12 protein-coding genes are annotated in these 13,472 nt (G+C 28.1%); 3 read left to right on the top strand and 9 right to left on the bottom strand.

From position 1 onward, the window contains the following. The first annotated feature begins 151 nt into the window (after positions 1-151). From QM495_RS11070 to QM495_RS11060, 3 genes are read left to right on the top strand one after another with little or no spacing between them, the layout of a single operon-like run. The gene (locus tag QM495_RS11070; protein ID WP_408672172.1) at positions 152-949 is read left to right on the top strand and encodes a phosphocholine cytidylyltransferase family protein; all 798 of its coding nucleotides are present in this window, start codon (positions 152-154) and stop codon (positions 947-949) included. A gap of 24 nt (positions 950-973) precedes the next feature. Next, entirely contained in the window at positions 974-2,080 is a 1,107-nt protein-coding gene (locus QM495_RS11065) for a pyridoxal phosphate-dependent aminotransferase (protein WP_408672171.1), read from the top strand. A gap of 1 nt (position 2,081) precedes the next feature. Next, complete coding sequence (locus QM495_RS11060) at positions 2,082-2,714, top strand: CDP-alcohol phosphatidyltransferase family protein (RefSeq protein ID WP_408672170.1); 633 nt, start codon at positions 2,082-2,084, stop codon at positions 2,712-2,714. A 106-nt stretch (positions 2,715-2,820) separates the two neighbouring features. Here the strand turns inward: QM495_RS11060 and QM495_RS11055 are convergent, their stop codons facing one another. From QM495_RS11055 to QM495_RS11015, 9 genes are read right to left on the bottom strand one after another with little or no spacing between them, the layout of a single operon-like run. Continuing rightward, the gene (locus QM495_RS11055; RefSeq protein ID WP_408672169.1) at positions 2,821-3,744 is read right to left on the bottom strand and encodes a DMT family transporter; all 924 of its coding nucleotides are present in this window, start codon (positions 3,742-3,744) and stop codon (positions 2,821-2,823) included. Then, positions 3,741-4,646 (bottom strand): tRNA (adenosine(37)-N6)-dimethylallyltransferase MiaA, encoded by a 906-nt coding sequence (miaA, locus tag QM495_RS11050; RefSeq protein ID WP_408672168.1) that lies wholly within the window; start codon positions 4,644-4,646, stop codon positions 3,741-3,743. Before miaA ends, QM495_RS11055 begins: the two co-directional genes overlap by 4 nt. Next, entirely contained in the window at positions 4,639-5,469 is an 831-nt protein-coding gene (locus QM495_RS11045) for an ion transporter (RefSeq protein ID WP_408672167.1), read from the bottom strand. Before QM495_RS11045 ends, miaA begins: the two co-directional genes overlap by 8 nt. Before the next feature lie 57 nt (positions 5,470-5,526). Further along, on the bottom strand, positions 5,527-7,488 hold the full coding sequence (locus tag QM495_RS11040; protein WP_408672166.1) for a hypothetical protein: 1,962 nt from the start codon (positions 7,486-7,488) through the stop codon (positions 5,527-5,529). A 24-nt stretch (positions 7,489-7,512) separates the two neighbouring features. Further along, the gene (locus tag QM495_RS11035) at positions 7,513-9,474 is read right to left on the bottom strand and encodes a hypothetical protein (RefSeq protein ID WP_408672165.1); all 1,962 of its coding nucleotides are present in this window, start codon (positions 9,472-9,474) and stop codon (positions 7,513-7,515) included. Positions 9,475-9,477: 3 nt separating this feature from the next. Continuing rightward, on the bottom strand, positions 9,478-10,557 hold the full coding sequence (locus QM495_RS11030) for an exonuclease domain-containing protein (protein ID WP_408672173.1): 1,080 nt from the start codon (positions 10,555-10,557) through the stop codon (positions 9,478-9,480). Position 10,558: 1 nt separating this feature from the next. Then, positions 10,559-11,227, bottom strand: a complete 669-nt coding sequence (locus QM495_RS11025) for a YggS family pyridoxal phosphate-dependent enzyme (RefSeq protein WP_408672164.1) — start codon at positions 11,225-11,227, stop codon at positions 10,559-10,561. Positions 11,228-11,232: 5 nt separating this feature from the next. After that, positions 11,233-12,483: a DUF1015 domain-containing protein gene (locus tag QM495_RS11020; RefSeq protein WP_408672163.1), complete on the bottom strand. Its 1,251-nt coding sequence runs from the start codon at positions 12,481-12,483 to the stop codon at positions 11,233-11,235. Between the two features lie 31 nt (positions 12,484-12,514). Continuing rightward, positions 12,515-13,465 carry a D-2-hydroxyacid dehydrogenase gene (locus tag QM495_RS11015; RefSeq protein WP_408672162.1) on the bottom strand — a complete coding sequence of 317 codons (951 nt, stop codon included), beginning with the start codon at positions 13,463-13,465 and terminating at the stop codon, positions 12,515-12,517. Positions 13,466-13,472: the final 7 nt, after the last annotated feature.

Here is a 13,472-nt window from a genome sequence, read left to right as displayed (position 1 = left end):
TAAAATAATCTACAAAGGCATTAGCAAACTTCATACCTATAGTTGAGTTTTCAGTAATCAGTCCAAGCATCAAAGTACTAAAAATTGGTACGCTTAAGTGCTTTTTATCGAGTGTTTACGCTTTTTTTTGATGACACCAAATAAATAAAGTATGAATATAAATTCAGAAAATTATTATGGTGATAATCGTATTTCTACTGCATTACTTCTTGCAGCAGGAACAGGTAGTCGTTTATTTCCTTTAACTAAAAGTTTTCCCAAGTGCCTTACTCTTGTAAACGAAAAGTCAATTCTTGAAAGACTTGTCAATAATTTAAAAAAACAAGGATTTACTCGGCTTGTAATTGTTACAGGCTATGAAAAAGAATGCATTATGGATTTTATTGGGAATAAATCAGGAAATTTATCCATTGAATATATAAATAGTCCACTTTACCTAACCACCAATAATATTTATTCACTTTGGATAGCCCGTAATATTATAAATGAGCCTTTTGTTCTATTTGAAAGCGATTTGGTTTTAAACTCATCGTTGCTTAATGAAATGGTTTATCCAGATAGAATGGCAGTTGCAAAAATGCAACCTTGGCTTAATGGAACTACCGTTTCGGTAAATAAACTAAGCCAAGTTACACAATTTCAGGAAGGAACAACAGAAATTTATACAGATAATCGTTATAAAACAGTTAATATTTACAGCTTTTCACTTTCATCATGGCAGGCCATTATAAAAAGGCTTAACCAATATATTGCAGATGGAAATGTTAACTGTTATTATGAAACCATTTTTTCTGAAATGATTGATGATAATAGTCTATCTCTTGAAGCTGTTTCGTTCGACCATAAATCCTGGTATGAAATAGATACTATTAATGATTTAGCCGAAGCAGAAAAACTTTTTCCAAAAGTATTTAATAAGAAATCAATGCTTAAAGAGGCTAATACATAGAGTATGTAAGATAAATAAAATACTATGCAAAATAAATATAATACACAAACAGAGAAGTACGAATACTTATCAAAACAGCATGGAGGTTATTATCGGCATAATTTTACCGACCATGCCTACTTATATAATTTATATTTCCCTCCAAAAGAAGTGTTTGCACATCTTAAAGATAATATTCATAATTTAGTGTTAAATTATCCTATGGCGCAAGATGCTCTTGCCGAACTTGTTGGTGATATTATAAAGCAACCAGCTGAACGAATAATTGTTGGAAATGGTGCTGCTGAAATTATTAAAATACTTTCAGGACATTTAGCAAAGAAAATAATTGTTCCTGTTCCCTCATTTAACGAATATGTTAATGCTGCACCAGAAGGGCATGTTGTGGAATTCTCACTCGAATTTCCATCCTTCCAACTTGATATAGATAAATTTGCAGCAGAGGCTATAAAAGTTGGAGCAGATATGGCTGTTGTAGTAACACCCAATAATCCTACTTCAATATTAGTACCAAAATCCGATTTAATACGTTTGGCACAAAAACTAAATGAACACAATTGTATGCTTATTATTGATGAATCATTTCTAGATTTTGCTGAAAATAAAGAGCAAATTAGTCTAGAACAGAACATTGCTGAATATCCAAACATGGCTATACTTAAAAGTATGAGTAAAGCCTATGGAATATGTGGACTTAGAATTGGATACATGTTAACTGCAAACTTAGAATTTGCTGATGCGGTTAGAAACGAAATTCATATTTGGAATATTAATGGGTTTGCTGAAGAATTTCTTCGAATATTACCAAAGTATAAACAGGAATTTGAAGATAGCTGCGAAAAGGTTAAAGCTGATAGAGATATTTTCTATAAAAAATTATGTGACATTAAAGAAATGACTGTTTTTAAACCCGATGCAAACTATATTTTTTGTCGTTTACCCGATGACGCTTTAAGCGGTCCCGAAATAACAAAGCATTTATTTATTAAGCATAATATTTATATAAAAGATAGCGCTGAAAAGACACAACCCGATGCAACTCGATATATTCGAATTGCTAGTCGTACCAATGAGGAGAATAACAAACTTATTGAAGCTTTGAAAGATGTAATGTATATAAAAAAGGACTAATATGAACAACAAAAAACAGCCAGGTATGCTTACATTTGCCAAAGATTTACCAAATATTTGTTCTCTTTTAGGCTTGTTGAGTACTGTAATAGGAATCTATTTTGCCATAAAAGGAAATTTTCCAGCTTCAATTATTGCAGTATTATGGGCGGTGTTATTTGATTGGTATGATGGAATTATAGCTAGAAAAATGAAAAATAGAACAAAAGAACAAGGTATATTTGGAGGCCAACTTGACTCAATGATAGATATTGTGAGTTTTGGTGTTCTGCCCGCAATTCTACTTTTGAGCTACGGAAATTATAATATTTGGTTCATACCTGGAGCTTTTGTAATTATAGCTACTAGTACTATCAGGTTGAGTTATTTTAATATTTATGGACTTGTTGATAATAAATATAGGGGACTTGCCCTTGATAACAATGTACTCATTCTGTCTTTTATCTTTTTATTCGAAAGATTCTTTCAAGATGCTACTTTTTCAGTAATAATATATACAATCTTGATGGTTCTATCTGCATTAAATCTATCCTCAATTCTTACTCCAAAATTTAGTGGGAAATGGATTTATGTACTAGTGATATATGTTCTGGCCTTAACATCAGTTTTTGGTTGGATTTTGTATAGTAGATAATAGAATTTAAAGGATAACGTATAAAGAAACTAGCTATAAGTCCAACATCAGTTGCAGTTATGATGAGGAATCTGTATAGGATCACTTTCAATAAATGATAAATTCTTTAAATTGACGATTTGTTTTTTATTGATTTTAAAGTAGCTGTAATAATACCAATAAGTATTAAAATTAAGCTAATTAAATGTATCATTCCAATAACCTCATTTAAAAAAAGATATGCTAAAAAACCACTGAATAAAGGTAATGTATAATATATTATTGCTGCATTTGTTGGACCAATTTTTATAATGGCTTTATTCCAAAGCATATAAGCAGTTAATGAAGCAAAAATTCCAACGTAGCCTATTGAAATGAAAATTTTCGGAGTAAATTCAATGGAAGGAACAGTTAAAGTTTCCCAAATAAAGAAAGGAAATAGAAATAAAAGGCCTACTATAAATGTACTTAGCTGAAAGCTTAAAATATCAAGTTCTTTAGGCTTTTTCTTTATTAAAATACTATAGATAGCAAAAATAATTGCTGCTAATAACATCCAAATATCACCAATTGCAAAAGTAAGATTTAAGAGTATAGCTATATTTCCTTTTGTTATCAATAAAATTACTCCAAATAAAACCAATAGTATCCCAATAGTTTTGTTTAAAGTAATAAGTTCATCATAGAAAATACGTGAAAAAAGCACGATAAATACAGGGAATGTAATAGAGATTAATGAAAGGTTAATTGCAGTTGTTGTATGTCCGGCTAAATAAATAAGTGTATTAAATACGGTTACTCCTAAAAGTGATACGATAGAAATATATTTAAAATTGGATTTTAAAATTTTCCAATCAGTAATTAATTGCCTAATAGCAAATGGAAATAAAATTACTACCGCAACAGTCCACCTCCAAAATGCTAAGCTAATAGGAGGGATGCTCTTATTTAAATCTCTTGCAATAATAAAATTACCAGACCAAATAGCCGTGGCTATTAGTGCAAATAAATAGCCAAAAATTAATTGTTTATTTTTTTTGATGGATTTCAAATTATAATTTCTTCAAGTTGTTTAATTATTTTTGAAGTTGGTGTTTCAAAATTGAACCAATGAATGGAGGTGTCTTTTTTATTCCAAGTAGCTTGTCGTTTTGCAAATCGGCGTGTATTTTTTTTAATTTCTTCAATGGCAAATTCTAAGGTGCAATTTCCATCAAAATAATTGAAGAGTTCGCGGTAACCAACAGTTTGTAATGCGTTTAAATTTTTATGTTGGTATAATTTTTTAGCTTCTTCTAATAACCCTTCTTCTAGCATCATATCAACTCTTTTGTTAATGCGGCTATACATCAATTCTCTATCGGCTGTTAAGCCAATTTTTATGGGAATAAAGTTCCTCTTCTCTTTATTTTTATTTTTAAAGGATGAATACGGTTTTCCTGTTCCAATACAAATTTCTAAGGCTCTAATTAACCGATGTGGATTTTCAATTTCTATAGTATTATAAGATTCTAAGTCTAATTCCTTTAATTTATTTTGAAGTGTTTGAAGTTCTTCATTCTTTACTTGTTCATTAAGTTGAATTCTAATTTCAGGATTAATTACAGGAAAATAATCTAACCCATCAATAACCGCATTTGTATATAAACCACTTCCACCAACCATAACAACACTATTATGTTTAGTAAATAGTTCATTTAATTTTAAAAGTGCATCTTTTTCAAATTGTCCCACACTATAATTGTCAAAAACACTTCTATTTTGAATAAAGTGATGTGAAACTGCTGCTAATTCTCTCGAAGAAGGAACGGCTGTTCCAATGTTCATTTCTTTGTAAAACTGACGAGAATCACTAGAAATTATTTCGGTATTAAAATGCTGTGCTAATTTTATACTTAAAGCTGTTTTTCCAATTGCTGTAGCACCAATAACTGTAATTAAATACTTATTCATGGTTTAATTTTTCACCACATTGATTACAAAATTTGGCATTATCTAAATGTTTTTCAAATGAACAACTTGGGCATGATTGTGTATTTGTATGTACTTTAGTGTCTTGTTTTGTCATTTCAGAAGTTATAATTCCGGTAGGCACTGCAATAATTCCATAACCTAAAATCATTACCAAGCTAGCTATAAATTGTCCAAGAGGTGTATGCGGAGCTAAATCTCCGTAGCCAACAGTAGTTAATGTTACAATTGCCCAGTACATACTGTGCGGTATGCTTGTAAAACCATTTTCAGATCCTTCAATTAAATACATTACAGTTCCTAAAATAATTGTAATCACTACTACACTAAATAAAAATACAGATATTTTAATTCTACTGGCTTTTAATGCCGAAATTAAATTTCTTGAAGCGCCTAAATAGCGAGCTAATTTTAAGATTCTAAACACTCTAAGTAGCCTTAAAGCACGTAATGCAATTAATGCATGAGTTCCAATAAAGAAGATTGATAAATACTTTGGTATTGTTGCTAAAAAGTCAATAATTCCATAAAAACTAAAAATATAGCTTGAAGGTTTTTTAATAGTTACAATACGTGCAATATATTCTATGGTAAATAAAATGGTAATAATCCACTCAGAGATGTTTAAAAAATTATGATATTTAATATCAAAACTTTCTACACTTTCTAGCATTACAAGAACAATACTTATTAGAATGGTAATTATTAATATAATATCAAACCATTTTCCTTCTTTAGTATCAGCTTCATAAATTATTTCATGAAGTTTTGTTTTCCAGTTGTTATTTTTTGGTTGTTGCTTCAAATTAAATTTTGATGATTTATTTCACTAAAATAATTCTTTTATTTGAATTTTTAAATATTAGTTTTTTATTAGAGATATAGGCTCTTTCTGAGATTTTATAACTTGATTATATAATATTTTAAGTGTTTCGTATTCTGAGTTATAGAAAATAGGTTTGTTTATTTTAAATGTACTATTGAGCATAACTTTAGTGCCATTTTGCTGTGTAATTAATTTAAAACTCCCACTATTTTTAAGTAAAGTTAAAGCTTTTGATTTTGGAATAGATGCTATAGCATAGTTTTCAGAAACATCAAGTGAGAAATTAACAATATATTTTCTTGGAAATCCAAAATCAACAGGATATAGTCGATTATCTAATTTAAAAGGGTTACTTTTTATTTTCTCTGAAAAGAAAGGGTTTAAATAATAGGTAGTAAAATCTTCATCATTTTCTATTAAAACTTCAAAAGTTTCTATCAGAGGATTGTTAATTTCATTTTTAGAATTTACGTTATAGTTAACCACTTCTAAAGTGTTAAATTGAGATTCAAATTCAGACATAATATCATCTTCACTTTTGTTTAGTAGTTGTTTTCTTCTAAATATAGCTTCATATCCAAAACTAGCTTTTCTAAGTTTACCTATTATAGTTCCATCATCATTTAATTGTAAACTAGCACTAAGTTGAGTTTTTGAGTTTTTTTCTGGTATGATGTCTAGCCAATAGCTAGGATCTTTAAAATTTAGAACTCTGCCATAGCCATTAAGACATCTAAAAGGTAATAAACCGAAAGGAACAAGTTTATCAGTTGCATCGAGTAAATAAGTTTTATTATCAATAGTTAGCTTAACAATAAAGTAATTAAAATCTGAAATTACGGGGTATAACTTTGTTGGAAGACCATTATCTCTCGTTGAAATTAGCATTAATTCTGCATTAAGTTCTAATGCTTTCATTGCATTTATTAAGGATATATTAATTTCTCCAACATTTCCTACTTTAGTTTCAAATGCTTTTTTGCAATCAATTTCATTATTAATACCAATATATTTATCCCAATTAAAGTGATTTTGAATAAAATTATAAATAGCTTTTGCTTTATTTAATTTGTTTGGAATCAACTTAATTTTTGAAGGTATTTTATTTTCAAAATATTTATATTTTTTTATTTGGCCACCTATATTTGGATTATTTTTAAATTCTTTGTCTACCGCTTTCCAAGTTGTTGTGTATTTTTGTTTTGTACCGTTAATTTTTTGAAAATAAGCCAATTCAAATTTGACTTTTGAAATGAAATTAGCTTTGTTAGTCATATATTTTTCTTCAATAAATGCAGGAATATTTTCCATAGCATAAGTTACAACTTCACAGCTTGAAGCTCTTTCAAACTCGCTCAGTACAAAACAATTTCTTTTAATAGTTGAAGTATTTGTTTTTAGCTTTAAATAACCTGAAAGTTTTCTGTTAAAAACAAAATTACCTGGAATAGATGCTTTAAATTGACTAAATTTTGTTGGGATACTAGACTGAAATACCCAACTTACTAGATTAAATTTAATAGGTGTTTGAACTGTAAATTCAACTTCAATAATACTTCCTTCTTTTAAATTAGGTAGTGTAAACTTTATTTCTCTTCTGTTGTTACTAACTTTTTCTTCATAAATAAGTTTTTCATTTAAATAAGTTTTATCATAATTATTATGAGTCACTGCCCTAATATCTTTTATTTTTGATTGATTTCTAAGAGGAATAGTAATTGTTGCGTATTTAAATGCTTCCTTTTTAAATAATTTTATTTTTTTGTAATATTTTGTATTTACCCGAATGTATTTTTTTTGAGCAAGTTCATCAGTTACATTTACAAAAGTAGTTGTACCTAAATCAAGTAGCACAACTGCCTTAGCTGTTGTATCTAATTCATATTTTTTTAGAGCTAAATCTTTATCTGTAAGTTTTCCAAATGTATATTCAGAGTTATTTTGAGCATACATATTGTATGTTATAAGAATGATAATGAGAAAAATATTATTTTTCATAATAATTTATGTGCTTTTTCTTAATTAATTTTTTTTAAGAGATATGGGTGTTTTATGCGTATTTATAATATAATTAAATAACTCTTTGAGTGATTGATATTCATAATTTGTATACATAGGTTTATCAATTTTAATAGAGCTGTTTAGTGTTATTCTTGAATCTTCATGTTTTTTTGTAATAAGAGTAAAAGAACCTCCATTTTGAATAAGAGCAAAAGCTTTAGATTTAGGGAAAGATTCAATGCTATAATTTTGAGGAACTTCTAAAGAATAATTAATAATATTTTTAAATGGAAATCCAAAGTTTACGGGATATAATCTTTTTTCTTGTTTAAAAGGATTTTCTTTATATTGTTCTGAAAAGAATGGATTTAGATAGCTAATACCAATAACATCAGAAATTTCAATTTCAACTTCAAATGTTTCTATTATTGGTTTATCAATTAAAAACTTATTCTCAATCTTATAATTTATTACTTCTAGATTGTTGAAATTATTTTCAAACTCATTTTTAATATCATCATTGTTTTTATTCAAAATTTCTTTTCTTCTTAAAAGCGCATTGTATCCTAAACTTACTTTTCTTAATTTTCCATGAATACTTCCATCTTCATTCAGTTTTAGGCTTACATAAAGTTGAGTTTTAGAGTTTTTTATTGGTATTATATCATACCAATAACTTCCATTTTTAAAATCCAAAACTCTACCATAGCTATTCAAGCATTTAAATGGGAGTACACCAAATGGGACTAGTTTATCAGTAGCATCTAAGAGATATGAAGTTCCCTCGATATTTACTTTAGCAACAACGTAATTAAATTCAGTCATTATAGGATAAACTTTTGTTATTGCTCCGTTATCTCGTGTAGATATTAACATTAATTCCGCATTTAAACCAGCTGTTTTAAGAGCATTTATTAATGAGATATTAATTTCTTGAACATTACCTATTTTACTTTTATATGCTTTCTTAAGATCAACAGAATTTTGTAGGTCATCAATTTTATCCCAGGTATAATGGTTTTGAATAAATTTGTAAATGATTTTTGCTTTTCCTAAATCTGAAGTTATTAAACTTAAATTTAAAGGAAGCTTATCTTTGAAAAAAGCTATTTTTTTTAATTGTTTTCCGAAATTTTCATTTTTTTTAAATCGAGCATCAACATCTTTCCATGTTGTAGTGTATTGTCTTATAAAATCATCGAAACGTTTGATTTTTGATAATTGAAATTCAATTTTTGAAATAAAATTATCCTTATCTGTCATATATTCTTCTTCAACAAATGCGGGTATATTTTGCATTGCATACGTTATAACTTCACAGCTTGCAGTACTAAATAATTCTGGAACCTCAAAACATTTTTCTTTAGTAACAGATGAGTTTACATTTAATTTTAAGTATCCATTTAGCATTCTATTATATACAAAGTTAAATGGGATAGAAGCTTGATATATACTCTGTTTTTTTGGTATTTTAGATTGAAAATTCCAACTTCTTAAGTTGTAGTTAACAGGATTTTCAAGTGTATATTCTACCTCAATAATACTTCCTGCTTTTAAATTTGGCATGGTAAAACGTACATTTTTATAATTTTCACTTATTTTATTTTCGAAAATTTGAGTTTTATTTAAGTATGTTTTATTAGTATTATTATGTGTTACTGCTTTAATACCTATAACTTTTTCTTTATAATTTTTACCATTGTAGAGTACTATTTCAAAAGTTGCGTGTTTAAAACCTTCTTTTGAAAATAGTTTAATTTTTTTATAAAATTTTGTACTTATGTAAACATCACTTCTATTTCGGACTTTAAATATGGTATTACCAGACTCATAAAGTACAACTGCATTTGCAGTTGAATCTAAAGGGTATACTTTTAAATTTAATTCCTGAATTGTAGGCTCTCCAAACTTATAATCAATTTGTTCTTGAGAATTAATGTGAATGGTTAAAAAACAGGTGATTAGTATAGCAATTTTTTTCATTTTTTAAAACCGTATCAATTTTTCAACATTATTTTTTTGAAGATATTTTTTGATAATATTTCTATTGTAAATAGAATTTTCCATTGGGGTAATTAAAGTTTTTAATACGTCTAAATTAGTTATTTGATAGCTTAAATCTGTATAACAAAACCCTTTAAATTCATTATTTTCAATTAAAATAACCGATTTTTCACCAATAAATCTTCCTTTATCTATTATTAATAAGTTTTCGTTACTAAAACTAATAGCTGAAACTTTTGGTTTTGTTAAAAAATTAAATGGAGGTTTATTAGTTTTAATTTCTTCCGCAAATTTTAATTGTGTAATTAAATCATTTCCTGTTTCTTCATAAGAAACGGAAACTACGTTTTTTTGAATGAAAATTGCTTTTTTTGAAGTTTTTAAAAATAATTGATTGGCAGTTTTTTTTATATTTTTTCCTTTACCAATATAAAGTATGGTTCTTTCACTATTATGAATATAAAATAAACCACTATTTGAGGGTAGTTCATCTAAAAAACCAAGTAGTTTAGGAGTAAGTTTTCTAGTAGATTCAGTTTTAATAGATTGTTTTACAATTCCTTTATGAATATCTTTATTTAATAATAATTTAAATAATTGTACTGTTGCAATGGCATCTCCATCGGCTCTATGCCTGCTAGAAACAGGAATCCCTAAAGATCTACATAGTTTACCTAATTTATACGAATTAAGCCCTGGAATTAATTGTTTACTTAATTCAACCGTGCATAGAGTTTTACGCTCAAAATCAAAGCCTAAACGTCTAAATTCAGTAGTTAAAATTCGATTATCAAAATTTGCATTGTGAGCAACTAACACACAATCGGTTGTTATTTCAACAATACGCTTTGCAACTTCATAAAATTTAGGAGCATTTTTAAGCATACTACTGTTGATGCCAGTTAAGTTAACAACAAAAGGTTGTATTTCTCTTTCGGGGTTAACTAAACTTATAAATTGGTCAACTATTTGATGTCCATCAAACTTATAAATAGCAATTTCAGTGATACCTTCTTCATTAAATTTTCCACCTGTAGTTTCTATGTCTAAAATTGCGTACAAATTAGGTGTAGTTTCTAATTCCAAAAATTGCACTTCCAACTCTTACCATAGTACTTCCTTCTTCAATTGCTATTTGGTAATCACCACTCATTCCCATTGAGAAAGTTTTAGGGTTAAAATTAAAAGCTATATATTTTTTAAGCAAATTAGAAGCCGTTTTCAGTGATTTAAATTCAGTTCTAATAATGTTTATATTATCGGTAAAACTAGCCATTCCCATAAATCCAGTAATTTGAATATTTTTTAAATTTTTCAATTCTTCTGAATTTAATAATGTTTCTATTTCAGGAATAGACATTCCAAATTTAGTAGTTTCACTGGCAATTTTAAGTTGTAATAAACAATTTATTGTTCTATGGTGTTTGAAAGCTTGTTTATTAATTTCTTGTAGCTTTTTGAGACTATCTACACCATGAATTAAATGGACAAAAGAAGCCATGTACTTTATTTTATTACTTTGTAAATGACCAATCATATGCCATTCAATATCTTTTGGTAAAAACTCATGCTTTTCAGCCATTTCCTGAATTTTATTTTCTCCAAAAGCTCTTTGTCCGGCATTATAAGCTTCTAAAATGGCTGAGTTAGGCTTGGTTTTAGAAACCGCAATCAACTCTACATGATTTGGTAAACTATTTTTTATAGTATGTAAATTATCTTTTATACTCACTAAAATTAATCTAATTTATTAATTACTAAGCCTGAACGTAGTTTAGGTTCAAACCATGTTACTTTTGGTGGCATAATATTATTAGTGTCTGCAATATTCATAAGTTGATTCATACTTACTGGAAATAATGCAAAAGCAACTGCCATTTCACCATTATCTACACGTTTGCTTAATTCACCTAACCCTCTAATTCCTCCAACAAACTCAATTCTAGTATCTGTTCTTAAATCTTTTATATTTAAGATAGGTTCTAACACATATTTTGACAAAACACTAACATCTAAACTATCAATTGGGTTATCATCATTAAAAGTACTATTTTTTGCAGTTAACCCATACCATTTGCCATTTAAATACATAGAGAAATCATGTAACTTTTCTGGTTTTAGTATTGTTTCACTAATTTGTTTTATAATAAAATTTTCATCTATTTTCGATAAAAATTCGTCCGCACTCAAACCATTTAAATCTTTTACAACTCGGTTATAATCAATTATTTGTAATTGATTATCTGGAAAATGTACCGCCATAAAATAGTTATAAGGCTCATTTCCTGTATGATTTGGATTTTTTTTACGAAATTCTTCACTCATACCCGCCGCAGCAGCTGTTCTATGATGGCCATCGGCAACATAAGTAAAAGGTACTTTTTCTTTAAAAAGTTGTTCTAGTCTTTTATTAATTTTAGTGTTTTCAATCACCCAAAAATGATGTCCAAAACCATCTTCAGCAGTAAAATCATATTCTGCTTTATTGTTTGTTACAATATCTGAAACAATGGCATCTATTTCTGGAACTGCTCTATAAGTAAAAAATACAGGTTCAATATTTGCTTTTAAAATTCTAGAAAGTATTTTACGGTCTTCTTCTTTATCTGGGCGAGTTAATTCGTGTTTTTTGATAATTCCATCCATATAATCTTGGCATGAAGCTGCGCCAACAATACCATACTGAGTTTTACCATTCATTGTTTGAGCATAAATATAATAGTTATCCTCTGTGTCTTGAATTAAATATTTTTTAGATTGAAATGCTTCAAAATTTGATTTTGCATGAAGGTAAACTTCTTCTGAATGAGAATCCGTTCCTTTTTTAAATTCAATTTCTGCACGTGTAATTCGTAATAAAGAAGCATCTTTTCCTTTTGCCATTTCAGTAGCTTCTTCAGAATTCATTACATCATACGGTAAACATGCAACTTCTTCTACAATTTCTTTTGGAGGTCGAAGTCCTTTGAAGGGTTTTATAATAGCCATTGTTTTATTTTTTGGAGTAAATTTTGTTGATTTAATTTAAAATATCTATAATTTGATGAGCAAGTTCTGTTCCAATTCTATCTTGAGCTTCTCCAGTTGCAGCTCCAATATGTGGAGTTAAAGAAAGGCTTGAATTCATTAGTAATTGAATTTCAGGAGTTGGTTCATTTTCAAATACATCAAGTGCACCACCTAAAATTTGATTTTCTTCAATAGCTTTAATTAATGCAACTTCATCTATGACACCGCCACGAGCTGCATTTACAATAAATGCACTATTTTTCATTAGTTCAAATTCGTTTGTTGAAATTATATAATCATTTTGAGCAGGAACGTGTAATGAAATAAAATCAGATTCTTTTAAAACTTCTTCTTTACTTATTGTATTGATGTTAAAGAAAAGAGCTTGATGATCATAAAATTCAATTTCTAAGTTAGCTGCATCTAAAAATGGATCAAAAGCAATAACTTTCATTCCTAATCCTAGAGCTATTTTTGCTGTTGCTTGTCCAATTCTACCAAAGCCTATTAAACCAAGTGTTTTACCTCTTAATTCAATTCCTTTAGCATAAGATTTTTTAAATTGTTTAAATTTTATATCACCTTCTAGAGGCATATTTCTGTTAGAATCGGGTAAAAATCGAGCCATTCCAAATAAGTGAGCAAAAACAAGTTCAGCTACAGAATGTGAAGATGCAGCGGGTGTATTAATTACACGAATACCTTTTTCTTTTGCATACTCAACATCAATATTATCCATTCCAACACCACCACGGCCAATAATTTTTAATGAATCGCAATTGTCAATAATATCCTTTCTAACTTTAGTAGCACTTCTTACAAGTAGCACTGAAATTTTATTATCATTGATATAATTTATCAATTCATCTTGGGCAACTGTTGTTAAATCTACGTCAAAACCTGCATCTTTAAGTGCTATTACACCACTTGTTGCTATTCCGTCATTTGCTAATACTTTCATTCTAAAT

Origin of the sequence: Lutibacter sp., from assembly GCF_046055765.1 — a bacterium.
Taxonomy (GTDB): domain Bacteria; phylum Bacteroidota; class Bacteroidia; order Flavobacteriales; family Flavobacteriaceae; genus Lutibacter.
Note: the sequence above shows the minus strand (reverse complement) of the source record. Positions and strands in the feature narration are given on the sequence as shown.